General features: G+C 72.1%; 25 protein-coding genes. 6 read left to right on the top strand and 19 right to left on the bottom strand.

The window, feature by feature from the left end; all coding sequences use genetic code 11:
* Positions 1 to 149 precede the first annotated feature (149 nt).
* On the bottom strand, positions 150 to 2,063 hold the full coding sequence (locus AC3ANM_RS17105; protein ID WP_488285618.1) for a bifunctional metallophosphatase/5'-nucleotidase: 1,914 nt from the start codon (positions 2,061 to 2,063) through the stop codon (positions 150 to 152).
* A 144-nt stretch (positions 2,064 to 2,207) separates the two neighbouring features.
* Complete coding sequence (locus AC3ANM_RS17100; RefSeq protein WP_488285617.1) at positions 2,208 to 3,479, bottom strand: homogentisate 1,2-dioxygenase domain-containing protein; 1,272 nt, start codon at positions 3,477 to 3,479, stop codon at positions 2,208 to 2,210.
* 91 nt (positions 3,480 to 3,570) lie between these two features.
* On the opposite strand from AC3ANM_RS17100, the gene AC3ANM_RS17095 reads away from it, so the two are divergent.
* Entirely contained in the window at positions 3,571 to 4,443 is an 873-nt protein-coding gene (locus AC3ANM_RS17095) for a hypothetical protein (protein ID WP_488285616.1), read from the top strand.
* Positions 4,440 to 5,666: a fumarylacetoacetase gene (fahA, locus tag AC3ANM_RS17090; RefSeq protein WP_488285615.1), complete on the top strand. Its 1,227-nt coding sequence runs from the start codon at positions 4,440 to 4,442 to the stop codon at positions 5,664 to 5,666. Before AC3ANM_RS17095 ends, fahA begins: the two co-directional genes overlap by 4 nt.
* 82 nt (positions 5,667 to 5,748) lie before the next feature.
* On the opposite strand, the gene AC3ANM_RS17085 is transcribed toward fahA, so the two are convergent.
* Positions 5,749 to 6,546, bottom strand: a complete 798-nt coding sequence (locus AC3ANM_RS17085) for an RDD family protein (protein WP_488285614.1) — start codon at positions 6,544 to 6,546, stop codon at positions 5,749 to 5,751.
* A gap of 96 nt (positions 6,547 to 6,642) precedes the next feature.
* On the opposite strand from AC3ANM_RS17085, the gene AC3ANM_RS17080 reads away from it, so the two are divergent.
* On the top strand, positions 6,643 to 8,157 hold the full coding sequence (locus tag AC3ANM_RS17080) for an amino acid permease (RefSeq protein ID WP_488285613.1): 1,515 nt from the start codon (positions 6,643 to 6,645) through the stop codon (positions 8,155 to 8,157).
* 87 nt (positions 8,158 to 8,244) lie between these two features.
* Here AC3ANM_RS17080 and AC3ANM_RS17075 read toward each other — a convergent pair whose 3' ends face one another.
* From AC3ANM_RS17075 to hppD, 6 genes are all read right to left on the bottom strand, one after another.
* On the bottom strand, positions 8,245 to 8,604 hold the full coding sequence (locus AC3ANM_RS17075) for a hypothetical protein (RefSeq protein ID WP_488285612.1): 360 nt from the start codon (positions 8,602 to 8,604) through the stop codon (positions 8,245 to 8,247).
* On the bottom strand, positions 8,601 to 9,026 hold the full coding sequence (locus tag AC3ANM_RS17070) for a hypothetical protein (RefSeq protein WP_488285611.1): 426 nt from the start codon (positions 9,024 to 9,026) through the stop codon (positions 8,601 to 8,603). Before AC3ANM_RS17070 ends, AC3ANM_RS17075 begins: the two co-directional genes overlap by 4 nt.
* 9 nt (positions 9,027 to 9,035) lie before the next feature.
* Complete coding sequence (locus AC3ANM_RS17065) at positions 9,036 to 9,791, bottom strand: hypothetical protein (protein ID WP_488285610.1); 756 nt, start codon at positions 9,789 to 9,791, stop codon at positions 9,036 to 9,038.
* A gap of 70 nt (positions 9,792 to 9,861) precedes the next feature.
* A complete protein-coding gene (locus tag AC3ANM_RS17060; protein WP_488285609.1) occupies positions 9,862 to 10,419 on the bottom strand; it encodes a hypothetical protein in 558 nt (185 codons plus the stop codon).
* Positions 10,420 to 10,504: 85 nt separating this feature from the next.
* Positions 10,505 to 10,852 (bottom strand): hypothetical protein, encoded by a 348-nt coding sequence (locus tag AC3ANM_RS17055; protein WP_488285608.1) that lies wholly within the window; start codon positions 10,850 to 10,852, stop codon positions 10,505 to 10,507.
* Between the two features lie 104 nt (positions 10,853 to 10,956).
* Positions 10,957 to 12,162, bottom strand: coding sequence for a 4-hydroxyphenylpyruvate dioxygenase (hppD, locus tag AC3ANM_RS17050; protein WP_488285607.1), 1,206 nt, complete (start codon positions 12,160 to 12,162; stop codon positions 10,957 to 10,959).
* A gap of 108 nt (positions 12,163 to 12,270) precedes the next feature.
* On the opposite strand from hppD, the gene AC3ANM_RS17045 reads away from it, so the two are divergent.
* A complete protein-coding gene (locus AC3ANM_RS17045; protein WP_488285606.1) occupies positions 12,271 to 12,771 on the top strand; it encodes an Lrp/AsnC family transcriptional regulator in 501 nt (166 codons plus the stop codon).
* Here the strand turns inward: AC3ANM_RS17045 and AC3ANM_RS17040 are convergent.
* The 3 genes from AC3ANM_RS17040 to AC3ANM_RS17030 form a co-directional block, all read right to left on the bottom strand.
* Entirely contained in the window at positions 12,751 to 13,416 is a 666-nt protein-coding gene (locus AC3ANM_RS17040; RefSeq protein ID WP_488285605.1) for an IclR family transcriptional regulator, read from the bottom strand. The genes AC3ANM_RS17045 and AC3ANM_RS17040 overlap by 21 nt on opposite strands.
* Before the next feature lie 21 nt (positions 13,417 to 13,437).
* Entirely contained in the window at positions 13,438 to 15,186 is a 1,749-nt protein-coding gene (locus AC3ANM_RS17035; protein ID WP_488285604.1) for a DEAD/DEAH box helicase, read from the bottom strand.
* Positions 15,187 to 15,273: 87 nt separating this feature from the next.
* A complete protein-coding gene (locus AC3ANM_RS17030; RefSeq protein ID WP_488285603.1) occupies positions 15,274 to 15,579 on the bottom strand; it encodes a DUF3039 domain-containing protein in 306 nt (101 codons plus the stop codon).
* Positions 15,580 to 15,694: 115 nt separating this feature from the next.
* On the opposite strand from AC3ANM_RS17030, the gene AC3ANM_RS17025 reads away from it, so the two are divergent.
* Together AC3ANM_RS17025 and AC3ANM_RS17020 are read left to right on the top strand one after the other, a co-directional pair.
* Positions 15,695 to 17,158, top strand: coding sequence for a ferredoxin reductase family protein (locus AC3ANM_RS17025; protein WP_488285602.1), 1,464 nt, complete (start codon positions 15,695 to 15,697; stop codon positions 17,156 to 17,158).
* Positions 17,155 to 17,661 carry an FMN-binding protein gene (locus AC3ANM_RS17020; RefSeq protein WP_488285601.1) on the top strand — a complete coding sequence of 169 codons (507 nt, stop codon included), beginning with the start codon at positions 17,155 to 17,157 and terminating at the stop codon, positions 17,659 to 17,661. Before AC3ANM_RS17025 ends, AC3ANM_RS17020 begins: the two co-directional genes overlap by 4 nt.
* On the opposite strand, the gene AC3ANM_RS17015 is transcribed toward AC3ANM_RS17020, so the two are convergent.
* The 7 genes from AC3ANM_RS17015 to AC3ANM_RS16985 form a co-directional block, all read right to left on the bottom strand.
* Positions 17,662 to 18,429 carry a GNAT family N-acetyltransferase gene (locus tag AC3ANM_RS17015; RefSeq protein ID WP_488285600.1) on the bottom strand — a complete coding sequence of 256 codons (768 nt, stop codon included), beginning with the start codon at positions 18,427 to 18,429 and terminating at the stop codon, positions 17,662 to 17,664.
* Between the two features lie 87 nt (positions 18,430 to 18,516).
* Positions 18,517 to 19,086, bottom strand: a complete 570-nt coding sequence (locus AC3ANM_RS17010) for a YqgE/AlgH family protein (RefSeq protein ID WP_488285599.1) — start codon at positions 19,084 to 19,086, stop codon at positions 18,517 to 18,519.
* A gap of 67 nt (positions 19,087 to 19,153) precedes the next feature.
* On the bottom strand, positions 19,154 to 21,259 hold the full coding sequence (locus AC3ANM_RS17005; protein WP_488285598.1) for a DEAD/DEAH box helicase: 2,106 nt from the start codon (positions 21,257 to 21,259) through the stop codon (positions 19,154 to 19,156).
* Between the two features lie 264 nt (positions 21,260 to 21,523).
* Positions 21,524 to 22,933 (bottom strand): lytic transglycosylase domain-containing protein, encoded by a 1,410-nt coding sequence (locus AC3ANM_RS17000; RefSeq protein ID WP_488285597.1) that lies wholly within the window; start codon positions 22,931 to 22,933, stop codon positions 21,524 to 21,526.
* A gap of 208 nt (positions 22,934 to 23,141) precedes the next feature.
* Positions 23,142 to 23,504: a VanZ family protein gene (locus AC3ANM_RS16995; RefSeq protein ID WP_488285596.1), complete on the bottom strand. Its 363-nt coding sequence runs from the start codon at positions 23,502 to 23,504 to the stop codon at positions 23,142 to 23,144.
* The gene (locus AC3ANM_RS16990) at positions 23,501 to 24,931 is read right to left on the bottom strand and encodes an NAD-dependent malic enzyme (protein ID WP_488285595.1); all 1,431 of its coding nucleotides are present in this window, start codon (positions 24,929 to 24,931) and stop codon (positions 23,501 to 23,503) included. Before AC3ANM_RS16990 ends, AC3ANM_RS16995 begins: the two co-directional genes overlap by 4 nt.
* A 17-nt stretch (positions 24,932 to 24,948) precedes the next feature.
* On the bottom strand, positions 24,949 to 26,346 hold the full coding sequence (locus AC3ANM_RS16985) for an amino acid permease (RefSeq protein WP_488285594.1): 1,398 nt from the start codon (positions 26,344 to 26,346) through the stop codon (positions 24,949 to 24,951).
* Between the last annotated feature and the right edge of the window lie 76 nt (positions 26,347 to 26,422).

Genomic DNA, 26,422 nt, shown 5'->3' with positions numbered 1-26,422 from the left:
ACTCTCCCCCATCGCGCCGCCCGGTGCCGGGGCAACCACCGAACCAGGCGCGGCCGGCGCCGGACAGACCCAGCACGTGGGGCGGACGCGCGTGGGGCCGGCCCGCGCGTCACCGCGCGAGCCGGCCCCACGGCATACCGGGGTGGCGGCTAGTGGCGGCCGCCCTCGGAGGCGCCCTCGATGGTGACGGGGGCGCCGTTGCTGACGAGCTTCCAGTCGTAGGTGGAGAACATCGCCGGGTCGATCGTCCTGGTGGCGGTGACCCAGTCGATGATCAGCTGGCGGATCTCGGCCTGGGCGTTGTAGACGACCGGCGCCGTCTTGACGCCCGGGAAGTTGCCGCCGCCGGACTGGCGGTAGTTGTTGATCGCGATGACGAACGTCGCCGCCGGGTCGACCGGCGTGCCCCCAAAGGCGAGGTTCGCGATCCGCGAGCCGGGCGCCTTGGCGATGTCGATATCGTAGGTCAGCGGCGCGTCGAGGCCGGACATGATGTCGTAGTTGTAGTCCGGCGTGCCGTTGGGCGCGAGGTCGGTCTTGGCGTTGGTGACCTGGTCGGGCGTGAACGGCCCGGTGCCGCTGACCTGCTGGAAGTAGGTCGCCGACCACTCGAGGTAGTCCTTGACCTGGGCGCCGGTGAGCTTGATGCCCAGCAGCGTGTTGTCGTAGACGTAGAGCCCGGCGACGTCGCGCACCGTCACGTTGCCGGCCGGGATCGCCGCGTCGGGGTTGAACGGCGCCGCGATGGACAGCACCGGCAGCGCCGCGTCGGCCGTCCCGGAGAGGGCCTTCTTGACCGCGTCGGCCTGCACGTAGTTGATCAGGTCGATCGCCGCGGTGTCCTCGAAGCGGGAGGTGGCGCAGGACATCGCCCGGGTCGAGGTGCCGATGACGGAGTTGACGTAGGACCGGACCGTCTCGTGGTCCTTGGACAGCAGGTCGCTGATCCGCTTGTCCTCCGTGACGGTGTTGGCGTCGAGGAGGTGGCCGTGGGCAGCGGTGAGCTTCCAGCGACCGGCCTCCTTGACCAGGTCGAGGTCCATGACCGCCAGGCGCATGCCCCACTTCAGCGGCTCGACCAGCAGCACCTGCTGGCCGGTGGTCGCGTTCTGCACGAACCGCTCGGGGATCTCCAGGTGCGCATGGCCGACGAGGATCGCGTCGATGCCCGGCACCTGCTCGGCCAGCAGCGAGCTGGCGTTCTCCGGCCAGGGCAGCGCGTCGCCGTAGGAGGAGGACGTGGTCGCCCCGGAGTGGCAGGAGACGATGACGACGTCGGCACCGGCCTGCTTCAGGCGCGGCACGAAGACCTTGGCCTGCTCGACGATGCCCTGGAACTTGACCTTGCCCTCGACGTTGGCCTTGTCCCAGATCGCCACGCCCGGGGTGACCAGGCCGAGGATGCCGACGCGCACCTCGTGGCCGCCGTCGAGGCGCATCGTCTTGATCACGAAGGGCGGGAAGGTCGGCGCCCCGGTGTCCCAGTCCAGCGCGTTCGCGCCGAGCAGCGGGAAGTGCAGCTGCTTCTGGAACGCCCGCAGCGTGTCCAGGCCGTAGTTGAACTCGTGGTTGCCCAGTGCGGCGGCGTCGTAGCCGATGACGTTCATCGCCGCGGCCATCGGGTGGACGGCGCCCTTGGTGATCGGGTCGACCTTGGCGTAGTAGTAGCTCAGCGGCGTGCCCTGGATGGTGTCGCCGGCGTCGAGCATGAGGCAGTTGCCCCGGCCGCGCTCCTCGCGCATCGCCGTGACCAGCGTGGAGATCTTGGCCAGGCCGATGTCGTTGTGCGGCTTGTCGTCGTACTCCGCGTCCTTGAAGTAGTCCCAGTTGAAGACGTTGCCGTGCGTGTCGGTCGTCCCCAGCACCGTGAGCCGGTGGGTCTTCGGGCCGGTCCCCTGCGCGGCCCCCGAGGCGTATGCCGGTGCGCCGCCGGCGATCGCCGCCACACCGGCCCCCGCGGCACCCACCGCGGCCATGGCCAGCAGCTCGCGGCGCGAGCGCTGGGCGGGGGTGGTGCCCTCCGCCGGGGTGGTCGCCTCGTTGCTGCCCTCGTTGTTCGTCACGCCGCCTCCAGCGTCGTCGCACCTGTGCCGCGGGATCACCGTCGGCAGGGCGTCCGCCGCCCCCGGCGCAGACTAACCGCGCAAAGCGCCCGATAGCGGGACGAACAACAACGAATTGGCAAACGTTGATGGAGAACTTACGGCTCAGCCGGCGCCGTTCACCGAGTCGTCGCGCCGGCCGCCGGTCCACGTCCAGGCGTACTTGCCGTCGTCGACGGCGCGGCCGGCCTCCCCCAGCTCCAGCGGCCGGAACGTGTCGACCATGACGGCGAGCTCGTCGAAGAACTCCACGCCGATCGAGCGCTCGTAGGCGCCCGGCTGCGGGCCGTGGGCGTGTCCGCCGGGGTGCAGCGAGATCGAGCCCTTGCCGATGCCCGAGCCCTTGCGCGCCTCGTAATCGCCGTCGACGTAGAACATGACCTCGTCGCTGTCGACGTTGGAGTGGTAGTAGGGCACCGGGATCGACAGCGGGTGGTAGTCGACCTTGCGCGGCACGAAGTTGCAGATGACGAAGTTGTGCCCCTCGAACGCCTGGTGCACCGGCGGCGGCTGGTGCACCCGGCCGGTGATCGGCTCGAAGTCGCTGACGTTGAAGGCGTACGGGTAGAGGCAGCCGTCCCAGCCCACGACGTCGAGCGGGTGGTAGGGGTAGGTGTAGACGGTGCCGACGAGGCCGCCCGGGCCGTTGCCACGGTGCTTGATGAACACCTCGGTCGGCTCGTCGTGCACCGCCCCGGTGTCCTCGGCGAGCAGCGGGCCCTCCGGCGTGCGCAGGTCGCGCTCGCAGTACGGCGCGTGCTCGAGCAGCTGGCCGAAGCGCGACAGGTAGCGCTTGGGCGGGGTGATGTGGGAGTTGGCCTCGATGCAGTAGGCCCGCAGCGGCTCGGTGAAGCCCTCGTCGCCCTCGACGCGCGGGATCCACCGGTGCGTGGTCGCCCGCGGGATGACGAGGTAGTCACCGGTGGCCACCTCGAAGGCGCCGAAGACCGTCTCGACCCGGGCCCCACCGCGCTCGACGTAGACGCACTCATCACCGATCCCGTTGCGGTAGAAGGGACTTGGCGTGTCGGCGACGACGTAGGAGATGCGCACGTCGGCGTTGCCCAGGACGAGCCGGCGGCCGGTGACGACGTCGACACCCCGGTGGTCGCCGAGCGGGTCCTTCTCACTGAACAGGTCGTGCAGGGTGAGGTGCCGCGGCAGCAGCGGGTGGTTGGGCGTGGTCGCCTGGTCGCCGAGGTCCCACTCGCGCACGTTGACGATGGCCGAGGGCAGCCCGCGGTGGTAGAGCAGCGAGGAGTCGGAGGAGAATCCCTCCTCCCCCATCAGCTCCTCGTAGTAGAGCCCGCCCTCGGGCGTGCGGTGCTGGGTGTGCCGCTTCGGGGGCACGTTGCCCCGCAGCTGGTAGTGCGCCATCAGGTCCGTCCCCGTCAGTGTGCCGACCCGGCGCGTCCGCTCAACGGACGCCGGTGTACCTCTCCATGCACTGTCCAGTAGCCTGCCGACCATGTCAACCGCACCGGGCAGCGGCGCCACCCCGCGCGCCGCCGAGCCCGCCGAAAGAGCCCTGTTCACAGGCCTGTTCGACGACGCGGCCGTCTTCCCGCCGGGCCTGGCGCCGCTCCCGCAGGCCGTGGACGATCATCTCAGCCGCCGCACCACGACCGTCGCCGACCTCGTCGGTCCCCTGCTCGTGCCCGCCTCCGCCGCCGACGAGCTGCTCACGCTCGGCGTGGCCGAGGACCTCCCGGTCGTCGTCATCGGCCGTCCCGGGGTGAGCACGACCGTCGTCGGCGAGGCCGTCGGCCGTTTGCGCGCGCACCGCCACGTCACCCCGGTCGGCGTCGAGGTCGGCTGGGCCCCCGGCTGGCAGGAGGCGCTCTCCTGGCAACTGCCGGTGTCGGTCGAGGTCCCCCGGGGCGAGCAGCAGCCGGACGCCCTGCGCGACGTCGCAGCGGCCGCCTCGGGACGCGAGGGCGTCCAGGCCAAGCTGCGCACGGGCGCGACCGCCAGCAGCGACGTGCCCGCCCCGGCCGAGCTGGCGGCCTTCGTCCGCGCCTGCGTGGACGCCGACCTGGGCTTCAAGCTCACCGGCGGCCTGCACCACGCAGTGACCGGCACCCACGCCGGGGAGGACCAGTTCGGCTTCCTCAACGTGCTGTCCGCCGTCCGCTGGGCGCTCAACGGCGCCGAGGCCGACGAGCTCGAACCCCTGCTGGCCCAACGTGATCCCGGGCCGGTGCTGGAGATGGTCGCCCGGATGAGCGTCGCGGACGCAAGCATCACGCGAGCCTTCTTCACGGCATACGGGTGTTGCGGGGTCATGGACCCCATCGGTGACCTGTCCGCGCTGGGCCTGATCGAGGAGACGACCGAATGACGACCAGCTGGCTCGACCTGCCGGCCGACCACCCGTTCGGGCTGGCGACGCTGCCCTACGGCGTGTTCTCCACGCCCGCCGACCCCGGGCGGCGGCGCGTCGGCGTCCGTATCGGCGACCATGTCCTCGACGCGGCCGCGGCGGCCGAGCAGGCCGGGATGGAGTCCGGCGTGTGCTGGGACCGGCCGAGCCTCAACGACTTCCTCTCGCGAGGCCACCACGCCTGGGCCGCGGCGCGCGCCTGGCTGGTCGAGGTGCTCACCGACCCGATGTACCGCGACGCCGTCGAGCCGCACCTGCTGCCCGTCGCCGACGTGCGGATGCACCTGCCGTTCGAGGTCGCCGACTACGTCGACTTCTACGCCAGCGAGCACCACGCCACGAACGTCGGGCGGATCTTCCGGCCGGACAGCGAGCCGCTGACGCCGAACTGGAAGCACCTGCCGATCGGCTACCACGGCCGCGCCGGCACGGTGGTCGTCAGCGGCACCGACATCGTGCGCCCGAGCGGCCAGCGCAAGGCACCGAGCGACCCGGCGCCGACGTTCGGCCCCTCGCGGCGCCTGGACATCGAGACCGAGCTCGGCTTCGTCGTCGGCGGCGCCACCCCGCTCGGCCGGCGGGTCGGGGTCGAGGCCGCCGCCGAGCACCTCTTCGGCGTCGTCCTGCTCAACGACTGGAGCGCCCGCGACATCCAGGCGTGGGAGTACGTCCCGCTCGGGCCGTTCCTGGGCAAGTCCTTCGGCACGAGCATCTCGCCGTGGGTCGTGCCGATGGCCGCGCTCGACTCGGCGCACGTGCCGCTGCCGGGGCAGGACCCGCAGCCGCTGGACTACCTGCGCGGTGGCGCGGACGCGGTCTTCGGCCTGGACATCCGCTGCGAGGTGCGCATCAACGGCAGCCTCGTCAGCCGGCCGTCCTATGCGGACATGTACTGGTCGCCCACCCAGATGCTGGCCCACCTGACCGTCAACGGCGCCAGCCTGCGCGACGGCGACCTGTTCGCCTCCGGCACGGTCAGCGGCCCGGAGAAGGAGACCCGGGGCTGCCTGCTGGAGCTGACGTGGAGCGGGCAGGAGCCGGTCACGCTCGAGGACGGCACGACCCGGGCGTTCCTCGAGGACGGCGACACGGTCAGCATCACCGGGTGGGCGCCCGGCCCGGACGGGGCGCGGGTCGGCCTCGGCGAGGTCACCGGCACCATCCGCCCCTCCGTGCCCTGATCCCACCGGGCACGCGTCAGCCCGCGTTTCGGACCCTCACGGGCGGTGAAACGCGGGCTGAGCGGTGTCCGTCGCGCAGGCGTCAGCGCTTGGGCTGGGGGCCCACCACCACGTTCGTCTTGGCGGCCTTGTCGTGCCAGCACTGCCGGTTGACGTCCCACAGCGGCCACAGGTAGTTCAACAGGCCCGCGATGCCGGTGAGGCTGCCCAGCAGCGGGATGATGCCCAGGAGCTGGAGGCCGTAGATCACCCCGAGGCGGCGCCACACGGCGTTGGCCGGCGGCGGCCCGGGCGTCTCGCGCAGCCGCACGCTGATCCCCACGGCCTTCTTGCCCGGCGTGGCGCCGGTGCGGGTGAGGAAGAGGAACTCGTAGACGACGCTGACCAGCAGGCCGATGAGCGCGATGGGCAGCAGCCACTTGTAGAGCTCGACCGGCAGCGTGAACGGCGACGCCGGCGGCCGCCCCGACCCGGCCTGGGCGATCTGGCGGTCGATGTAGTCGGTGGCCGCGTGGTAGTAGCCGACGAAGAAGTAGCCCGTGAGCGGCAGCGCGATGACGAAGGTGATGAGCCCGTCGATCAGCCGGGCCCCAACCCGCTTCCACCACCCGGACAGCGGCACCCCGTCGGGCGTGCTCGGCGGGGCCGAGACGTAGGCCTGCGGCCAGGACTGCATCGGGGCGGGAGCCGGCGGGTATGCCGCGCGGCCGGCCTGGGTGCCCGGCTGCGCCGCGGGCTGCTGGTAGGGCATCCCGATCGTCGACTGCTCCAGCGTCGGCGCCTGCTTCGGCGTCACGTGCTGGGTCCAGATCACGCCGTCCCAGTACCGGAGCTTCGTGGAGTCCTGGGGGTCGTCGTACCACCCCGATGGCTGCGTCATGGCGCACAGCCTGCCATGACGGCCCGATGACGACGGTCACACTCCCCGGCGGCAGGGGAAGCGCCGCCGCCGTACCAGCCGGTAACGTCGGCGGGCATGAGTGACGACACAGCCACGCAGTCGATCCTGCGGACCAAACCGGTCGAGGACGTCCTGGCCCAGTCCGCCGACGAGGCCGACGACCACGGCGCCGCCCCCGGCGCCGGCAAGCTCCGCCGCAAGCTCGGCCCGCTGGACCTCATGGGCTTCGGGGTCGGCATCGTCATCGGCACCGGCATCTTCACGCTGACCGGAGTCGAGGCCAAGCAGCACGCCGGCCCGGCCGTCGTGATCTCCTTCATCGTCGCCGGCGTGGTGAGCCTGCTGGCCGCCCTCTGCTACGCGGAGATGGCCTCCAGCGTCCCCGCCGCGGGCAGCGCCTACACCTACGCCTACGCGACCATCGGCGAGGTCTTCGCCTGGATCATCGGCTGGGACCTCATCCTCGAGTTCGCCCTCGGCGCCTCCGTGGTGGCCCGCGGGTGGTCGGGCTACCTGGCCAACCTCTTCCACCTCCCGAGCGCGTGGTTCGCCGAGGACGGGTCGATCGTCAACATCGGCGCCATCCTCATCACCCTCGTGCTCGGCGTCATCGCGGTCGTCGGCATCCGCGAGTCGGCCCGGGTGACCAACGCGCTCGTCCTCGTCAAGGTCGCCGTCTGCGTGTTCGTCATCGTCGCCGGCGCCTTCTTCGTCACCAAGGCCAACCTGACCCCGTTCGTGCCGCACGCCCAGCCGATCAAGGACTCCACCAGCGGCCTGAAGGCCCCGCTGAGCCAGGCCCTGTTCGGCATCGCCCCGTCGGCCTACGGCTTCGCCGGCGTCCTCACCGCCGCCGCCGTCGTCTTCTTCGCCTACACCGGCTTCGAGGCCGTGGCCAACCTCGGCGAGGAGACCAAGAAGCCCAAGCGGGACCTCACCATCGGCCTGCTCGGCACCCTGGCACTGTGCACCGTGCTCTACATCGGCGTCTCGTTCGTCGTCACCGGCATGGTCAGCTACAAGAAGATCGACGAGGCCGCCCCGATCGCGAGCGCCTTCGACGCCGTCGGCCAGGGCTGGGCCTCCACCCTGGTGTCCATCGCGGCCGTGGCCGGACTGACCTCGGTGATCCTGGTCGACCTCGTCGCCATGGGCCGCATCGGCTTCGCCATGGGCCGCGACGGCCTGCTGCCCCCCTCGGTCGCCAAGGTGCACCCGAAGTGGGGCACGCCCTACCGCATCACCATCGCCACCACGGCGCTCGTGGCGGTCCTGGCCGGCTTCGTGCCGCTGGCCGCGCTGGCCGACCTGGTCAGCATCGGCACGCTCTTCGCGTTCATCATCGTCTCGCTCGCCGTGCCGGTGCTGCGCCGCAAGCGCCCCGACGTGCACCGCCCGTTCCGGGTGCCGTTCTCGCCGGTGCTGCCGATCGTCTCGGCGCTGGCGTGCCTCTACCTGATGAGCAACCTCAGCCTGGAGACCTGGCTGCGGTTCGCGGTGTGGATGGTGCTCGGCATGGTGGTCTACCTGACCTACAGCCGCCGCAAGGCCCGCCTCGCCGGCAACGCCGAGGTCCGCGAGACCGTCTGAGGCTCGCGGCGCGGCCGCCGCACGACGCAACGGCACGGCATACCCGCCCGGTATGCCGTGCCGTCGCCTTGTCGTGGCGGGTGCCGGTCACATCAGGTAGAGCGGCAGGATGATGCCGAGGAGGACCAGCGCCCACCCCGCGAAGATCGGCCCGTAGCCCTGCGTGGTGAGCTCCCGGCTGTGTCGCGCCTCGCGCAACCGGGTGCGCAGGCCCAGGGCGGCAGAAGCCGCACCGGCCAGCATGAGGGGAATCCCCAGAAGCACGGTGTGTGCCCCCGTGGCCACGGCGGCCCAGACGTAGAGGATGCTCACGACGACGCCGAGGCCGGTGACGGGCAGGCCCGCCCGCATCACCAGGAAGAGCTCGAGGCCCTTGAGGTTCCTCAGCTTCGCATCGTGCTCCGGGTCGGCTGCTGCCACGCCTTGGGCGCTTCGCTCCTGCATCACCAGTCTCGCGGCTCCTTGTCGGCTCGTAGGGGGGCGACCTCGCGGTAGGACGCCGAGAACTCCGGGTCGTCCTTCTCCAGCTCGTCGATGGTCCGTCGCGCGTCACCGACGACCTCGGCGCGGACCTCCACGGCGCTCCAGTGCTCGTCCTGACCGGACATCACGGCACGCCAGGTCGTCTGCTGGAGGTCCAGCCTACGTTGCAGCTCGCGCCGGGCCGGCCCCTGCTCCCCCGCCCGCGCTGCGGCCGCCAGCTCGTCGGTGCTGCGCTCCCTGGCCTTCCGCAGGGCCTCGCGCTCGGCCTGCACCTGCTCGAGCAGCCCGGCGCTCTCGTGGCGCAGCGTGTCGGTCAGCCCCTGGATCTCCGCGACGGCGGACCGGAACTCGGCCGAGAGCGCGTCCAGCTCATGGGCGTGTGACATCACGGCCTCTCAGAACATGCCGCCGTGGGCGAAGGCTCCGCCGTGGAACCCCGCCGCCGCCGTGTCGTCGACGTGCAGGGCCGCGTTGGCCTGCGTCCCCGTCGCCATCGGCATCATGAACGCGAGGTTCATGTACTTGAACATCGTCGCGAGGACCCCGGCCGCCTTTAGCATCGGCGGGACGACCCTGCTGAGGTTCTTGATGAACTCGATGGCGCGGTGGAGCAGCGAGACGACCTTGCGCACGCCCGAGCCCATGCTCAAGATCTCCTCGGCCCACTTGGCCACGCTGAACGACATCACCAGCTCCTCGGCCAGCCCGAGCAGGCCGGCCACCAGCTTGCACCCCTCACTGACCGCGGTCAGCATGTTGCCCATCTGCTGCGACATCAGCTCGGCGGCACGGGCCTGGGTCGCGTGGGCGCTGCCCATGGACTTCAGCCGGGCGACGGCCCGCTCGGCGCTGCCGGCGTCCCAGACCTCGGGCAGGGCTGTGGCCATGGCGTCGTAGTTCTCACCGATCGCCTTGAGCGCGCCGGCCACGCCGGCCCAGTCCTGGCGCATCGCGTCCACCGTGCTGAAGTCGCCGGCGATGGGGTCGAAGATCGCCCCGATGAGGTCGAACCCGAGCTTGCGGGCGATCCAGTCGATGCCCTGCAGGATGACGCCGCACTCGCCGCGGAGGTCGTCGATCAGGCTGCCCTCGGCATCGGAGGTGTGGGCCACCAGGAACGAGTCCGGGTTGGTCAGGGTCACTGTGGTCACAGCTGGCCCCCTGCGTGCTCCCGCTCGAACTCCTCGTAGGTGGCGGTGTCCGCGGAGGCATCGCTCATCGTCAGGCCCTCCCCGATCGTGTCGGTGAAGTCGGAGACCAGGCCGACGCCCTCGCTGGGCAGCCCCTTGAGGTCGTCACTGACCGCCAGCGGGCCGGGGTCGGCAGCTCCCCGAGGCGGCGGGCGTACTCGCCGTAGGCCTCCGCCACGTCGTCGGCGTAGTCGGTCGTCCCGGCGGCGACCTTCAGCGGCCCGGGCACGCTGAAGCCGCCCTCACCCTCCTTGGGCACATAGCCCTTGGCCTCCCCGATGCGCACGTGCAGCTTGTGCATCCGGTCCGACGCCTTCTTGTCGTGGTGCCGGTAGGTGGCCACGACGGTGCTGAACGCCGTCGACACGTCCCCGGCGCCCTTGCTCGCATGCCCGAGCTCGCTGACCACGGTGGCGTGCGTGTGGCCGTACGCCTCGGCGAAGAACGCCATCAGCCCGGTGAACGCACCCATCCGGCCGCAGGCACCCTCGACGTGCTTGCGCACGGCGTCCACGTGCCGTTGCTGCTCCGCCGCCAAGCGTGCCAGCTCGTCCAGCCCCTCGAAGGACGCCCTCACGACGTCACCCATCCGCCTCCCCTTCCGATGATCCGCCGCCGGGAGACGATAGACGGTTCCGGACATTCCGGACATCGTGGGTCGCTGCGCCAGGGGCTCAGGCCGAGACGTAGAGCGGCAGAAGCAGGCCGATGACCATCAGCGCGGCGCCGCCGCCGACGCGGGCCCACGTGCGCCGGTGCATGCGGAACTCGTAGCGCTCGGCGCGCAGCCAGCGCCACAGCCCGATGAACATCACCCAGGCGCCGAGCAGCATGACCACCACGGCCCACATCGGCTGACGCTCGTGCCCGGTCAGGCCGCGCCACAGGTAGGTCAGCGAGGTCACGCCCGCGATGAACGCCAGCGCACCGGCCCCGCCGAGCACCCCGAACACCCGCTTGCGCGGGACCCACTCCAGCTGCCCTGCCTCGGCGGCAGCGTCCGCCGGGTTCGTCGACTCCATGAGGCCCGAGGTTATGGGACGAATCGGACACATGCCCACGCGGGTGACCCCACGGCGTACCTGCGGGTATGCCGTGGGGTCACCGGGGGCGGGAAGGCTGCGGCTCAGAGGTTGCCGCGACGCTCCTGCTCGCGCTCGATCGCCTCGAAGAGGGCCTTGAAGTTGCCCTTGCCGAAGCCCAGGGAGCCGTGGCGCTCGATCAGCTCGAAGAACACCGTCGGGCGGTCCTGGACGGGGCGGGTGAAGATCTGCAGCAGGTAGCCGTCCTCGTCGCGGTCGACGAGGATGCCGCGCTTCTGCAGCTCCTCGATCGGGACGCGCACGTTGCCGATGCGCTCGCGCAGCGCGGGGTCCTCGTAGTAGGAGTCCGGGGTCGAGAGGAACTCCACACCCTCGGCGGTCATGGCGTCGACCGTGGCCAGGATGTCGTTGGTGGCCAGGGCCAGGTGCTGGGCGCCGGGGCCGCGGTAGAACTCGAGGTACTCGTCGATCTGGCTCTTCTTCTTGGCCACGGCCGGCTCGTTGAGCGGGAACTTCACCCGGTGGTTGCCGTTGGCCACGACCTTGGACATCAGCGCCGAGTAGTCGGTGGCGATGTCGTCGCCGATGAACTCGGCCATGTTCACGAAGCCCATCACCTTGTTGTAGAAGGTGACCCACTGGTCCATCTTGCCGAGCTCGACGTTGCCGACGATGTGGTCCAGGGCCTGGAACATCCGCTTCGGGGAGCCCTCGCGCTTGACGAAGCCCGAGCTGCGCTCGACGTAGCCGGGCAGGTAGACGCCGGTGTAGCCCGAGCGCTGCACCAGGGTGTGGCGGGTGTCGCCGTAGGCCGCGATCGAGGCGATCCGCACCGTGCCGTGCTCGTCGCTGACGTCGTGCGGCTCCTCCAGCACCGTCGCGCCCATGGCGCGGGCGTGCTCGATGCACTTGTCCACGTCGGGCACCTCCAGGGAGATGTCGACGACACCGTCGCCGTGGGCCCGGTGGTGGTCGTGCAGCGGGCTGTCCGGGGCCACGCCGCCCTTGATCACGAAGCGGCACGAGCCGCTCTTGAGCACGAAGGACTTGTGGTCGCGGTTGCCGGTCTCGGGACCGCTGTAGCCGACCAGCTCCATGCCGAACGCCGACTGGTAGAAGTGCGCGGTCTGCGTGGCGTTGCCGACGACGAAGACGATGGCGTCCCAGCCGGTGACGGGGAACGGGTCCTTGCTCTCGTCGTACTCCACGAGGCCGACCAGCTGCTTGAGCTGCTCGAGGTCGAGGTTGGCGTCGCGCTCTTCGGGCGTCAGGGCGATGGTCTCGGTCATGAGCGGCACTGTGGCGCAGGCGCCCGGACCAGGCAACCTTGGCCGGAACCGGTGGACAGGTTGCGCAGGTTGTCGGGCACGACCCGGCTCACGGCATACAGTTTGTCCATGGCGATCGACGAGCTGGATGCCCGGATCATCTCCGCGTTCACCGACGACCCGCAGATCGGGGTGCTGGGCGCGGCGCGGTCCCTGGGCGTCGCCCGCGGCACCGTGCAGGCCCGGCTGGACCGGATGTCCGAACGGGGCGTGGTCCGCACCTTCGCCCCGCAGGTGGACCCGGCCGCGGTGGGCTACCCGGTGACGGCGTTCGTCACCCTGGAGATCCGCCAGGGCCGCGGCCACGACCCGGTCGTGGCGCACCTGTCGGCGATCGCCGAGGTGCTCGAGGCCCACACCATCACCGGCACCGGCGACCTGATGATCCGCGTCGTGGCCCGGGACAACGCCGACCTGCAGCGGGTCATCGACCGGGTGGTCGACGACGGGCACGTGCTGCGGGCCTCGACGGTCATCGCGCTGGCCCGCCAGATCGACTACCGCACCCTGCCGCTGGTGCAGGCCGCGGCCGCGCAGACCGCTCCCGGCTCAGCGCAGCGCCGCCGCTAGCTTCCCCGCGGCCTCGAGGACGCGGGGGCCCACGGTGGCGTCGTCGATCGGCACCATCGCGACCACGCCGATCGAGGCCTCCAGGCCCGGGACGTCGACCAGCGGGGCGGCGACCCCGTGCGCACCCGCCTGCAGCTCGCCGTCGGAGACCACGTATGACGGGTCCCCGGCCCGCGCGCCCAGGATCGCCCGCCCGGCGGCCCCGGAGTCCAGCCGGTGCCGGCTGCCGACCCGGTAGGCCACGTGGAAGTCGGTCCAGCTCGGCTCGACGACGGCGATGGCCAGCGCCTCCCCACCCTCGACGACGGTCAGGTGCGCGGTCGCCCCGACCGAGTCGGCGAGGCTGCGCAGCATCGGCATCGCGGCCTCACGCAGCAGCGGCAGCACCGAGGAGGACAGCCGGGTGATCGCCAGCCCGAGCCGGATCCGGCCGTCCTCGCGCCGGGTGACGAAGTCGCGGCCCTCCAGCGTCGCCACCAGCCGGTAGACCACGGGCCGACCGACCCCGAGCGCCGTGGCGATCTCGGTGATCGTCATCCCGCTGGCGTGCTCGCGCGACCCGAGCAGCTGCAGGACGCTCAGCCCGCGGTCCAGGGTCTGTGAGGTCTCTCCGCCCATGCCCTTGGCGGCGCGCAGCTCAGCCACGGGACCACGCTACCGGCCGGGTCACCGGCGGCCGACGAACCAGGCGCGGATCTTCTCGATCCGCTCTTGCACCTGCTCGGAGCTGGCCTGCTCCAGGGCAGGGCCACCGCAGGTGCGGCGCAGGTCGTTGTGGACCACGCCGTGGGGAGCGCCCGTCTTGCGGGCGTAGGCCGAGACCAGGGAGTTGAGCTCCTTGCGCTGCGCGGCCAGGGCCCGGTGCGCGGCGATCGGCGCGTCCGAGGCCCGCTTGGACGTGCCCTTCTGGGAGGCCTGGCGCTCACGCAGCAGGGTGGCCACCTGGTCCGGCTCGAGCAGCCCGGGCAGCCCGAGGTACTCCTCCTCCTCGGCGCTGCCCGACTCGGCGTTGAGGCCGAACTGCTGGGCGTCGAAGAGGACGTGGTCGAACTCGGCGACCGACTCCAGCGCCTCGAAGGTGCCCTCGAGGTCGGCGGTCGACTTCGTGCTGTTGGCCGCGGCGAGGAGCTCCTCCTCGGCGGCCCAGAGGTTCTCCTCCTCGCCGGGCTTGACCACCCGGTCGAGGGCGTGGTCGCGCTGCTCCTCCAGGCGCGCCGCGTGCTCCATGATGATCGGCACGTTGGGCAGGAACACCGAGGCGACCTCGCCGCGGCGGCGGGCCCGGACGAACCGGCCGACGGCCTGGGCGAAGAACAGCGGGGTCGAGGTCGACGTGGCGTAGACCCCGACGCACAGGCGCGGGACGTCGACGCCCTCGGAGACCATGCGCACCGCGACCATCCAGCGCGAGTCGCTCTCGGCGAACTCCTCGATCCGGCCCGAGGCTCCGGCGTCGTCGGAGAGCACGACGGTCGGCTTCTCACCGGTCAGGGCGTGCAGGATCCGGGCGTAGTGCCGGGCGTTGGTCTGGTCCGAGGCGATGACCAGCCCGCCGGCGTCGGCCACGTGCCGGCGCACCTCGGTCAGGCGCTTGTCCGCGGCGGCGAGCACCGAGGGGATCCACTCCCCCTTGGCGTCCAGTGCCGTGCGCCACGCCTGGGCGGTCAGGTCCTTGGTCAGCGGCTCCCCGAGCCGGGCGGCAACCTCGTCGCCGGCGCGGGTGCGCCAGCGCATCGCGCCGCTGTAGGCGAGGAAGAGCACCGGGCGGACGACCCCGTCACGCAACGCCTCGGCATACCCGTAGGCGTAGTCGCTGGCGGACCGGCGCACCCCGGCGCGGTCCTCCTCGTAGCGCACGAACGGGATGGGGCTGGTGTCGGAGCGGAAGGGCGTGCCGGTCAGGCACAGGCGGCGGGCCGCCGGCTCGAACGCCTCGCGGATCGCGTCGCCCCAGGAGAGGTTGTCCCCGCCGTGGTGCACCTCGTCGAGGATGACCAGGGTCCGGGCCGCCTCGGTGCGGGAGCGGTGCAGCAGCGGCTTGCTGGCGACACCGGCGTAGGTCAGCGCGACGCCGTCGAACTCGGCGTTGTGCCGGCCCATGGCGTTGGTGAACTTCGGGTCGATGTTGATCCCGACGCGGGCGGCGGCGTCGGCCCACTGCGTCTTGAGGTGCTCGGTGGGCGCCACGATCGTGATCCGGTCGACGACGCCGCGCCCGAGCAGCTCGGTCGCGACCCGGAGGGCGAAGGTCGTCTTGCCGGCGCCGGGCGTCGCGACCGCGAGGAAGTCCTGGGGGCCTTCACGCAGGTACTGCTCGAGCGCCGCCGCCTGCCAGGCACGCAGCTTGGAGGCCGTGCCCCATGCGGCGCGCTCCGGGAATGCGGGAGGGAGGTGGGAGGCCGCGGCAGTACTCATAAGGGTCCCGAGGGTAACGAAATCCGTGGCCCGACATGCCGGGGCCCCGCCACCACGGACGGGGCCCTCGGGTGTGTTATCGGGGGGTCAGTCCTCGCCGTCCTCCGGGGCCCGCAGGCCCTCGTAGATCTCCTTGCAGACCGGGCAGACCGGGAACTTCTTGGGATCGCGCCCGGGCACCCAGACCTTGCCGCACAGGGCCACGACCGGGTCGCCGGACAGGGCGCTCTCGAGGATCTTCTCCTTGCGCACGTAGTGCGAGAACCGCTCGTGGTCGCCCGGCTCCTGCACCTGCTCCTCGACCTGCTCGCGCTCCAGCACGGAGGTCGAGGTGGACGGCCCCGACGGCTGCGCCTGAGGCTCGAACGGGTCGCTCAGCGGGTTGTCGCTCATGGCCCCGAGTCTAGGCGCCCCGGTATGCCGGGTGGCCGGGACGGTGGGACACGCCCACCGGGCGTCCGGGTGCGTTCCGAGGCTCCTCTGAGACGCGTCCCCCACTCTGGTGAGCATGGCAGCCCCCTCACCGACCCCCGAGCTGCAGGTGCCCGGACGTGCCGGTCGCCGGCAGCTGCGGGCGCGTGGGCAGAGCCACCAGCGGTGGCGCGCCCGCACCAGTGACCTGCTCGAGGTCCTCGCGGCCGTCCTGCTCGTCGGCACCGTCTCGGTGTTCCTGCGCGACGGCGGCGGCCAGCACCTGACGACGGGGTCGTGGGGCGCCCGCCTGGTGGCCGTGGGCCAGCTGACCGGCCTGGTCTCCGTGGACCTGCTGCTGGTGCAGATGCTGCTCGCGGCACGGGTGCCGTGGGTGGACCGGGTCTACGGCTCGGACCGGGCCCTGAAGGCCCACCGGGTCCTCGGCCGGGTGACCATCCCGCTGGTGCTCGTGCACGCCGAGTCGCTGGTGCTGGGCTACGCCGCGCGGGACGGGATGCCGTGGTGGTCGGGGTGGCTGCGGGAGCCGTTCGCGATGCTCTCCGGCGTCCCCGACATGCTCACCGCGACCATCGCCCTGGCCCTGCTCATCCTCATCGCGGTGACGTCGGTCCGGGCGGCGATGCGCCGCGTCGGCTACGAGCGCTGGCACCTCGTGCACCTGGGGGCGTATGCGGCAGTCGCCCTGGCGATTCCCCACCAGCTCTCGGTCGGCTCGGACATCACCCGCAGCGGGCTGGTGCGCCTCGCCTGGCTCGGCCTGTACGTCCTGGTGGCCGCCAGCATCATCTGGTGGCGGTTCGCCATCCCGGTCTACCGCTCGGTGCGGCACCGGCTGTACGTCGAGCGCGTGGTCCAGGAGACCGACGACACCTGGTCGGTCCACGTCCGGGGCCGGGACCTGGGCGCGCTGCAGGCCCGCGCCGGCCAGTTCTTCCAGTGGCGCTTCCTGACCCGCGGCCTGTGGGCCGCCGCCCACCCGTGGTCCCTGTCCGCCCAGCCCGACGGCAGGAGCCTGCGGCTGACCGTGCGCGAGCTCGGCGACCACTCCAGCCTCCTGGCCGACCTGCGGCCCGGCACGAAGGTCCTGGTCGAGGGCCCGTACGGCGCGTTCACCACACGCCGGCGGACCCGACGCCGCGTGCTGTTGCTGGCCGCCGGCATCGGCGTGACGCCGATCCGCGCCCTGGCCGAGGAGCTGGCACGCGACCCGGCCACGGCTCCCGGTGACGTGACCGTCATCTACCGGGCCGACAGCGCCTCCCAGCTCGCGCTGCGCGAGGAGCTCGACGAGGTCAGCCGCCGCGGCGGCCACCAGCTGCACCTGCTGACCGGCCCCCCGGTGCGCGGGTCCTGGCTGCCCGAGCACGTGGGCCGCGGGGACGACGACGCCTCCGCCCTGGCTGCGCTGGTCCCTCGCCTGCGCGAGCACGACGTCTACCTGTGCGGACCGCCGGTGTGGATGGACCTGGTCCACACCAGCCTGCGCCGGGCACGCGTGCCCCGGGCCCACATCCACGACGAGAGGTTCTCCTGGTGAGAGTGCTGACCGGAGCCGCCCTGGCCGTCGCCGGCGCGGCCGCCCTGATCACGAGCTGGGACGCCGGCGCGCACCAGGGCAGCTCACCCGTGGCCGGCGTCCACGTCGCCGCGGCGGCGCCGCCACCGAGCACCGCCGCCACGGGTGGGTCGCCGAAGGGCTCGGCCTCGAAGAAGTCGGCCTCGAAGGGGTCGGCGGCCTCGAAGGCGAGCCCGGCCGCGCCCACCCGCCGCTCGGTGACGGGCGCACTGGTCAGCACCCCCTACGGGACGGTGCAGGTCAAGGCGGTGCTCGTGGGCAAGCGCCTCAGCGACGTCGTGGCGGTGAAGCTGACCGACAGCTCCTCGACCTCGGTCCGGATCAGCGGCCGCGCCGCCCCGGTGCTGCGGCAGGAGGCGCTGTCCGCGCAGTCCGCCCAGATCGACAGCGTCAGCGGGGCGACCTACACCAGCGAGGGCTACAAGCAGAGCCTGCAGGCTGCCCTCGATGCCGCGCACGCCTGATCAGCCGGCGCGGGAGAACTGGGTGATCCGGGCGACAGCGGTGAAGCCCAGCCGCTGGTAGAGCGGGATGCCTGCCCCGCTGGCGTCGAGGCTGGCCCGCGTCGCCCCCGACTCCACCGCAGAGCGCAGCGCGGCCGCGGTCATGGCCAGCCCCAGGCCGCGGCGTCGCCAGCCGGGGTCGGTGTTGACGAAGAACACGTACGCGTGCGATGAGAAGGTCCGCGACCCGCTCGTGCCGCGCACGATGCCGTCGTCGTCGACCGCCGCGAAGAGCCGGGGACTCCCCGGCAGCGACCTCAGGTACGTCAGGAGTGCCGCCGTCGACACCTCACCCGCCGGCGTCGCCCGCCCGGCGGCAGCCACCGCATCCCGCAACGGCACGCCGTCGCGTGGGTCCTCGGCGACGCGGCGCACCGGGCGCAGCGTCAGGCCGGCAGGCAGCAGGGGTTCCGGCACGGCACGAAGGTCGTGGCACACCATGGCCGTGACCGCCTTCGGCGTCCACGTCCGGTCCCGGTGCATGAGCTCGGCGCACCGCCTGGCCGCGTCGTGGACCCGGACCGTGCCGGCCGAGGTCAGCGGCAGCACGGCCGAGAGCGCGTCGACGGCTCGGTCGTCCAGGACCAGGAGCTCGGTGGGTGACTCCCCGTCGACCGGGACCAGCCCATGGATGCCGGGCCCGTCCGCTCGGCGTGTTCCGGGGCCCTCGGCGGCATCACATCGTGCGTCGAACGCTGCGGCGTAGGCGTCAGGCACCGGCTCGTGCACCCGCCGCAGCCTAGCTACCGGCCGGTGCCGAGCCTGGTGCCCACGCAGCCGGCGACGGCAGTCACCGCCACAGGCGGACCGACCCGATCAGTTCATGCTCGGGTCGTCGGGGAAGGTTGCCACGAGCGCGAGGTTGCCGCGCTGACGGCGCAGCACGCTGGTCCACAACGTCTCCGGCTCGGCGCTGAAGCCGTCCCGGGCCTCGGCCTCCACGACGTACCACCCGCCGGCCTCGATCTCGTCCTCCAGCTGCCCGGGTGACCACCCGGCATACCCGGCGAAGATGCGCAGGCCCGCGATCTCGGGGGCGACGACCGGCGGCGGGATGTCGAGGTCGACCAGGCCCAGGCTGCCGAAGAGCAGCTTGACCCCCATCGGTGCCTCTCCCCCACCGGGCACGGAGACCAGCCCGAGGGCCGAGTCCAGCGCGACCGGACCGCCCTGGAAGACCTGGGACGGTGGGGTCGCCACCTCCTCCCACCCAGGCAGCACGGCATCGACCGTCGCGTCCAGCGGACGGTTGATGACGACGCCCTGGGCGCCCTCCTCGTCGTGGTGCAGCACGAGGACGACGCTTCGCCGGAAGACGTCACCCCCGGTCTGCGGGGTCGCGACAAGCAGGTGCCCGGTGAGGAACTGGGACTCCACACCGGGCATTCTGCCTGCCGCTCCCGTCAGCGAGGAGGGCCGATCGTCGTGTGACGGGTCACCCCGTCGCAGGCGTTCAGTACCGCGGGCCGCGGAAGCTGCTGCGCTGGCCGCGGGGCCGGCCCGGGCCACCGGGGCGGCGGTGCTGGCGCTTCTCGCCCTCGAGCAGGCGACGGAACTCGTGCTCGGGCACCGGCACGCCGCTAGGGGTCCGGGCGCCGGTGGCGGCGAGCACGTCGTCGCCGGGCAGGGCCCGGGTCGGGACGGTCGCGAGGCCCGCCTCCTTGGCCATCCGCTCCATGCCGCGGCGCTGGTGCGGCAGGGCGAGGGTCACCACGGTGCCCTTGTCCCCGGCGCGGGCCGTGCGGCCGGACCGGTGCAGGTAGTCCTTGTGGTCGGCCGGCGGGTCGACCTGGAGCACGACGCTGACGTCGTCGACGTGGATGCCGCGCGCGGCGACGTCGGTGGCCACCAGGACCGGCAGCTTGCCGTCGCGGAACGCGCCGAGGACGCGGTTGCGCGCGCCCTGGTTCAGGCCACCGTGCAGGGCCGCTGCGAAGACACCCTGCTCGCGCAGCTGTTCCGCGACGCGGTCGGCGCCGAGCTTGGTGCGCACGAAGACCACGGTGCGGCCCTCGCGGTTGGCCACCTCGGCGGTGATGACCTTCTTGTGCATCGGCTCGATGAGCAGGATGTGGTGCTCCATCGTCGTCACGCTCGCCGTGGCGTCGTCGGTGGAGTGCGTCACCGGGTCGGTGAGGTAGCGCTCCACGACGGTGTCGATGCCGCGGTCGAGGGTGGCCGAGAAGAGCAGGCGCTGCCCGCCGGCGGGGATCAGGTCGAGGATCATCGTGATCTCGGGCAGGAAGCCCATCTCGGCCATGTGGTCCGCCTCGTCGAGGACGGCGATCTCGATCTCGTCGAGCTCGACGGCGCCGCGCTCGATGAGGTCGTTGAGCCGGCCCGGGGTGGCGATGAGCAGGTCGACGCCCTTCTCCAGCGCCATCAGCTGCGGCGGGTAGGGCATGCCACCGGCGACGAGCTTGTGGCTCAGGCCGAGCACGTGGACCAGCGGCTGCAGGGCGTCGCTGACCTGCATGGCCAGCTCGCGGGTCGGCGTCATGATGAGCGCCTTGGGCTTGCGCGGCCTGGCCCGCTCCCCCGCCGCGAGGCGGGCCAGCGTGGGCAGGCCGAAGGACAGCGTCTTGCCGGAGCCGGTCTGGCCGCGGCCGAGCACGTCCTTGCCGGCCAGGGCGTCCGGGATGGTCGCGGCCTGGATCGGGAACGGCGTGGTGATGCCGTCCCGGGCGAGCCGGGCGACGATCGGGGTGGGCAGGCCGAGCGCGGCGAAGCCGTTGTCGTCGGCAATGGTCACGGGAGCCTCCACGGTCTCCTCGCGACGGGCCGGGCGCTCGTCACGGTCGAACTGGCGACGCGGGCGGTCATCCCGGTCGAACCGGCGCTGGGGCCGGTCGTCGCGGTCGAACCGGCGCTGGGGCCGGTCGTCGCGGTTGAACTCGCGACGCTGCGGGCGCTCGTCGCGGTTGAACTCCCGACGCTGGGGCCGGTCGTCGCGGTTGAACTCACGACGCTGCGGGCGCTCGTCCCGGTCGAAACGACGCTGGGGGCGGTCGTCGCGGTCGAAGCTGCGCTGCGGACGGTCGTCACGGTTGAACTCGCGACGCTGCGGGCGGTCGTCGCGGTCGAAGCTGCGCTGCGGGCGCTCGTCCCGGTCGAAACGACGCTGGGGGCGGTCGTCGCGGTCGAAGCTGCGCTGCGGACGGTCATCACGGTTGAACTCGCGACGCTGCGGGCGGTCGTCGCGGTCGAAGCTGCGCTGCGGGCGCTCGTCCCGGTCGAAACGACGCTGGGGGCGGTCGTCCCGGTCGAAACGACGCTGCGGGCGCTCGTCCCGGCCGAACTCACGACGGGCCGGACGGTCATCGCGCTCGAAGCGACGCTGCGGGCGGTCATCGCGCTCGAAACGACGCTGCGGGCGGTCGTCGCGGTCGAACTCACGACGCGCGGGACGGTCCTGACGCGCCTGGGGCGCGCGGTCGTCATACGAGCGGGGGGCCTGGCCGCGGTGCGGCTTCTTGGGGCCCTTCTGGGCGTCCGCCTTCTTGGCGGCGGTCCAGCGGGCCTTCTTGGGCGCAGAGGAGCGCCCGGAGTGATTGGTCATCGACGAATCCACTTCGGTACTCGAGGTAGGCACGCCTCGAGCTACCTGCTGCGGTAACGATGAGAACGAGCCTCAGGCGCGTGTCGTGCTGCGCCCGGCGGGCCGGAGGTAACGGTTGTCATCCGGCATCGGCCCCCGCCTCAACCGCGTGCCACGTGCACGTACCGGTCGGCGCTATCTGCGCCTGTCCATGCGGGGGATGACCCAAGTCTACCAGCGCCGGCGCGGTGCCTTGACCACCGCGCCGGCGTCGTGACGGAGGCCTCAGCGCCCGGTGCGGGTGGCCGTCCGGGTCGTGGGCTGGGTCGTGGAGGACCCCGCGTCGGCCGTGGAGGAGGTCGCCGACCCCGTCGGGCTGGAGGTGCACGACGGGTCCGGACCCGCGCCCGTGGTCGAGGGGTCCGTCGCTCCGGTGGTGCTGGACGTGCCCGTCGAGGACGAGGTGGTCGAGGTGCTGCTGGTGCTCGTGCCGCTGCTGGAGGGGCTCTGCCCCGGGCACGTGCTGGTCGTGGAGGTCGAGCTGCTCGAGGTCGAGGTGGTGGAGGTCGAGCTGGAGGACGAGCTGGTCGAGGTCGGGCTGGTGGCCGACGAGGACGACGTCGGGCTGCCCGAGGCGCCGGTCGTGGAGGACGAGGGGCTGCCGGTGGTGCCCGAGCCGGAGCCCGTCGTGGTGCCGCCCGTGGAGGACGACTGGGAGGTCGTGCGGGAGCCCCCCGGTCCGCGTGAGGACGTCGGCGAGCCCGTCGCCGACGCGGCCAGGGCTGCCCGCAGGGCGCGGATCGCCGGGGTCGACTCCGGCCGGCGCGGGGACCCGGCCGGGACCCGCCCGGTGGCGTCCAGGGTCGGCGTCGTGCCGTCGCGGTAGGCGATGCCCCAGGCGAGCACCGACTTCAGGTAGGAGTCGGAGTCGTTGTAGCGCAGGATCGCCCGCGCGAGTCCGGCGTCGGTGCCGAGGTCGAGCGAGCCGGCGCACAGGTAGCGCCCCGCCGCCAACGTGGCGTCGAAGACGTTGTGCGGGCTGGAGACGCCGTCACCGTTGCCGTCGGAGGCGTAGGCCGCCCACGTGGCGGGCACGAACTGCATGGGGCCCACGGCCCGGTCGAAGTGCCGGTCCCCGTCCAGCCGGCCGCGGTCGGTGTCCCGGATGACGGCTGTGCCGGCGAGCGAACCGTCGAGGACCGGGCCGAGGATGTGCCCGCGGGTCGTCCCGGAGGCGTCCACCCGCCCGTCGGCCGCGTGGCCGGACTCGATCCGGCCGATCCCGGCAAGCACCCACCACGGCAGGTGGCAGGAGGGGTCGGACGCGGCCACCGACTTGGCAGCCCGCTGGTAGGCGTCGAGGACGGTGCGCGGGATCGCGAAGTTGTCCGAGGGCCCGGTCATCCGCTCGGCCACGAACGCCACCCGGGCAGTTCGCTGGGCGCGCAGCCGGTCCTTCGCTCCGGTGCCGTCGCCGAGGTAGCCGTCCGGACCCTGCCAGGCCTCGAGGCGCGGCAGGTCGTCGGACCCGGCAACGGGGCCGGGCCCATCGGCTGTCTGGGCGGTGCGCTGGCCCAGGCCGGCCGGCGGACCGGAGATGGCACCCATGACGGCCGTGGCGACCACGGCGGCGCTGAGGACGGTGAGGGAGGCGCGGCGTGGGAAGCGGATGCGGATCACGATCGGTGCGGTCATGGCGTCTCGGCTGCTGTCGTCCTGGGTCACGGTCGGGGCGGGCTCTGCTCGGTGCAAGTGGGCGATAAGGCGGCTGAACCCTTTGTGGGCCAACGACTACGCAACCACGAAGCGCGAAGGGAACCCTACGGCCACCGACGTATTCGCGCTCACCCAGACCCCGCACGAGCGCGTCGTACGCGAGCGGTCCGAGGACGGACGTCGCGGCTCAGGCGCGGCGGCGGCGCCACAGGTGCACCGCGATCGCCCCCAGCCCGACGCCGAGCAGGTCCGCCGCCACGTCACCGAGGTCGCCGTCCCGGTGCGGCAGGGCCACGTGCTGGACCAGCTCGCTCACCGGGGCGTGCACCGCGAGCACGGCCAGCAGCCACGACGGCCGGAGGCCGGCCATGAGCCCGGCCACCGCGGGCACGGCGAAGACCGTCACGTGGACGACCTTGTCGATGCCGTGCAGCTCCCCCGCACCCGGGGCGGACGGGGCGTAGACCGCCACCGCCTGCACCACCAAGGACCCCAGGAACGCCCAGCGCCAGGCCCGTCGCCGGTCGGCGACGGGCCACAGGGCGGTCACGCCGGGTCGGTGCCGGGCTCGGCCGCGCGGGCCTTCAGCGCCGCCGCCTCCACCGCCGCCGCGACGACCTTGGTCACGTCGGGGTGGAACACGCTGGGGACGATGTAGGCGGGGTTGAGCTCGTCGTCGGTGACCACCCCGGCCAGCGCGTCGGCCGCCGCGAGCAGCACCTCGTCGTTGACCGAGGTGGAGGCGGCGTCGAGCAGACCTCGGAAGACGCCGGGGAAGGCCAGGACGTTGTTGATCTGGTTGGCGAAGTCGGAGCGGCCGGTGGCCACCACGGCCGCGTGGCGCGCCGCCTCGGCCGGGTCGACCTCCGGCTCGGGGTTGGCCATCGCGAAGACGATGGCCTCCGGGGCCATCGTGGCGATGTCCTCGCCGGTGAGGATGTGCGGCGCGGAGACGCCGATGAACACGTCGGCGCCGGCCAGGGCTTCCTTGAGCGACCCGGTGAGCCCGCGCCGGTTGGTGTTGGCCGCGATCCAGCGCAGGCTGTCGTGGCCGTTGCTGACGATGTCCTCACGCTCCGCGTGCACCACGCCGTGGAAGTCGGCGACCACGACGTCCTCGGCGCCGGCCTTGATCAGCAGCTTCAGGATCGCGGTGCCGGCGGCACCGGCGCCGCTCATGACGATGCGCACGTCGGGGAGCTTCTTGCCGACCACGCGCAGGGCGTTGCGCAGCGCAGCCAGCGCCACGATCGCCGTGCCGTGCTGGTCGTCGTGGAAGACGGGGATGTCGAGCTCCTCGCGCAGTCGCGCCTCGACCTCGAAGCACCGCGGCGCGGAGATGTCCTCCAGGTTGATGCCGGCGAACACCGGCGCGATGGCCTTGACTGCGGCCACGATCTCGTCGGTGTCCTGGGTGTCCAGGCAGATCGGGAAGGCGTCGATGTCGGCGAAGCGCTTGAACAGCGCGGCCTTGCCCTCCATCACCGGGAGGGCGGCCAGCGGCCCGAGGTTGCCCAGGCCGAGCACGGCGGACCCGTCGGTGACGACCGCGACCGTGTTGCGCTTGATGGTCAGGCGCCGGGCGTCGTCGGGGTTCTCGGCGATGGCGGTGCAGATGCGCGCCACGCCCGGGGTGTAGATCAGCGACAGGTCGTCGCGGTTGCGGATCGGGACCTTCGACTCGACCTTGAGCTTGCCGCCGAGGTGGACCAGGAACGTCCGGTCGCTGACCTTGCCGATCTGCACGCCCTCGACGGCCCGCATGGCCGTGACGATCTCGTCGGCGTGGCTGCTGTCCCGCGCGGCGGCGGTGACGTCCACGCGCAGCCGCGACGGCCCGGACGCGGTGACATCGAGTCCCGTGACCAGGCCGCCGCTGCGCTCGATCGCGGTGGTGAGCTCACTGACGGCGGTGGCACGCGCCGGGAGCTCGAGGCGGACAGTGATGGAGTTGGAGACCGAAGGCGCAGCTGGCATGCGCCTCATCTTTCCAACTACTGGCGGGTATTCCGAACCGAGCCCTTGCGCCGGACCACACCGATGGCGACAATCACCGCCGCCAGCACCACGCTGAGCTCGAGCTCGAGCCGGTGCTCGGGACGGATGACCATGAGCACGAGCACGGCCGCGATGAACGCGATCGTCGCGTAGGTCAGCGCCGGGAAGGCCCACATGCGCACGGCCGGCTGGTGACCCTCGGCGTCGAGACGACGACGCATGACCAGCTGCGAGCAGGCGATCACGAGGTAGACGAACAGCGCGATGGCACCGGAGCTGGCCAGCAGGTAGCCGAAGATCTTCTCCGGCAGCAGGTAGTTGCCGGCCACGCCGAGGAAGCCGACGACCGAGCTGGCGATGATGGCCTGCGCGGGGACGCCGCGCTTGGTCGTGGTGGACCAGCCCTTGGGGGCGTCGCCGCGCTGCGACAGCGAGAAGGCCATGCGGCTGGCGGTGTAGAGCGCGGAGTTGAGGCAGGACGCGACGGCGGTGAGGATCACGACGTCCATCACCGGGGCGGCCCAGCTGATGCCCATCTGCTCGAGGGCGAACTGGTAGGAGCCCTTCTCAGCCAGGCCCTTGGCGTTCCAGGCGACGAGGGAGACCACGACGAGGATCGAGCCGAGGTAGAACAGGCTGATCCGCGAGATCACGGAGTTCACGGCCTTGCGGATGCCCTGCTCGGGGTTGGGCGACTCGGCCGCCGCGATCGTGACGATCTCGGTGCCCATGAAGGTGAACATCGTCGTGAGCATGGCGGCGAGCACGGCGCCGAACCCGTTGGGCATGAAGCCGCCGTCGCCGAAGAGGTGGCCCACCCCGGAGGTGTGCGAGCCGGGCAGCACGCCGGTGATGGCGAGCGCACCGAGGACGATGAAGGCGACGATCGCCACGACCTTGATCAGGGCGAACCAGAACTCGAACTCGCCGTAGTTGGAGACGCTGAACAGGTTGGTGCCCATCAGCACGCCCGTGATGATCAGGGCGAACGCCCAGGTCGGCACGCCGGGGAGCCAGTTGTTGAGGATCTTGGCGCCGGCGGTGGCCTCGATGGGGATCACGAGGACCCAGAACCACCAGTAGAGCCAGCCGATGGAGAACCCGGCCCAGCGGCCCAGGGCCTTGTCGGCGTAGGTCGAGAACGACCCGGTGTCAGGGGAGGCGGTGGCCATCTCGCCCAGCATGCGCATCACGAGGACGACGAGCGTCCCGGCGAGGGCGTAGGCGATGAGCACGGCCGGACCTGCTGCCGCGATCGCGGTCGAGGATCCGACGAACAGTCCTGCTCCGATGACCCCGGCGATCGAGATCATGGTGATGTGGCGCGGTTTGAGGCCGGCGTCGAGACTGCCCGACTCCGGAGCCTCCGTCGCTGTCTGGGCTGAGGTGGTCATGACCAAGCAAGATGACGGGTCGGACGAAAGGGGTGCAAATCGCCCGGCTGTCAATGACGCCGGTCACAGCCCGCGC

This window comes from Oryzihumus sp. JJN4-3R, from assembly GCF_057747915.1.
The sequence above is the reverse complement of the archived record's forward strand: the minus strand, read 5'-3'. Positions and strand labels throughout refer to the sequence as shown.

What these genes read in the sequence shown, in the direction of transcription:
- AC3ANM_RS17055 (WP_488285608.1), bottom strand. Translation starts at nt 10,852, where the DNA reads ATGGAGTCGACGAACCCGGCGGACGCTGCCGCCGAGGCAGGGCAGCTG.
- AC3ANM_RS16985 (WP_488285594.1), bottom strand. Translation starts at nt 26,346, where the DNA reads ATGACCACCTCAGCCCAGACAGCGACGGAGGCTCCGGAGTCGGGCAGT.
- hppD (WP_488285607.1), bottom strand. Translation starts at nt 12,162, where the DNA reads ATGACCGAGACCATCGCCCTGACGCCCGAAGAGCGCGACGCCAACCTC.
- AC3ANM_RS17005 (WP_488285598.1), bottom strand. Translation starts at nt 21,259, where the DNA reads ATGACCAATCACTCCGGGCGCTCCTCTGCGCCCAAGAAGGCCCGCTGG.
- AC3ANM_RS16990 (WP_488285595.1), bottom strand. Translation starts at nt 24,931, where the DNA reads ATGCCAGCTGCGCCTTCGGTCTCCAACTCCATCACTGTCCGCCTCGAG.
- AC3ANM_RS17070 (WP_488285611.1), bottom strand. Translation starts at nt 9,026, where the DNA reads ATGTCACACGCCCATGAGCTGGACGCGCTCTCGGCCGAGTTCCGGTCC.
- fahA (WP_488285615.1), top strand. Translation starts at nt 4,440, where the DNA reads ATGACGACCAGCTGGCTCGACCTGCCGGCCGACCACCCGTTCGGGCTG.
- AC3ANM_RS17080 (WP_488285613.1), top strand. Translation starts at nt 6,643, where the DNA reads ATGAGTGACGACACAGCCACGCAGTCGATCCTGCGGACCAAACCGGTC.
- AC3ANM_RS17085 (WP_488285614.1), bottom strand. Translation starts at nt 6,546, where the DNA reads ATGACGCAGCCATCGGGGTGGTACGACGACCCCCAGGACTCCACGAAG.
- AC3ANM_RS17010 (WP_488285599.1), bottom strand. Translation starts at nt 19,086, where the DNA reads ATGCCCGGTGTGGAGTCCCAGTTCCTCACCGGGCACCTGCTTGTCGCG.
- AC3ANM_RS17025 (WP_488285602.1), top strand. Translation starts at nt 15,695, where the DNA reads ATGGCAGCCCCCTCACCGACCCCCGAGCTGCAGGTGCCCGGACGTGCC.
- AC3ANM_RS17030 (WP_488285603.1), bottom strand. Translation starts at nt 15,579, where the DNA reads ATGAGCGACAACCCGCTGAGCGACCCGTTCGAGCCTCAGGCGCAGCCG.
- AC3ANM_RS17100 (WP_488285617.1), bottom strand. Translation starts at nt 3,479, where the DNA reads ATGGCGCACTACCAGCTGCGGGGCAACGTGCCCCCGAAGCGGCACACC.
- AC3ANM_RS17035 (WP_488285604.1), bottom strand. Translation starts at nt 15,186, where the DNA reads ATGAGTACTGCCGCGGCCTCCCACCTCCCTCCCGCATTCCCGGAGCGC.
- AC3ANM_RS17045 (WP_488285606.1), top strand. Translation starts at nt 12,271, where the DNA reads ATGGCGATCGACGAGCTGGATGCCCGGATCATCTCCGCGTTCACCGAC.
- AC3ANM_RS17060 (WP_488285609.1), bottom strand. Translation starts at nt 10,419, where the DNA reads ATGGGTGACGTCGTGAGGGCGTCCTTCGAGGGGCTGGACGAGCTGGCA.
- AC3ANM_RS17095 (WP_488285616.1), top strand. Translation starts at nt 3,571, where the DNA reads ATGTCAACCGCACCGGGCAGCGGCGCCACCCCGCGCGCCGCCGAGCCC.
- AC3ANM_RS17000 (WP_488285597.1), bottom strand. Translation starts at nt 22,933, where the DNA reads ATGACCGCACCGATCGTGATCCGCATCCGCTTCCCACGCCGCGCCTCC.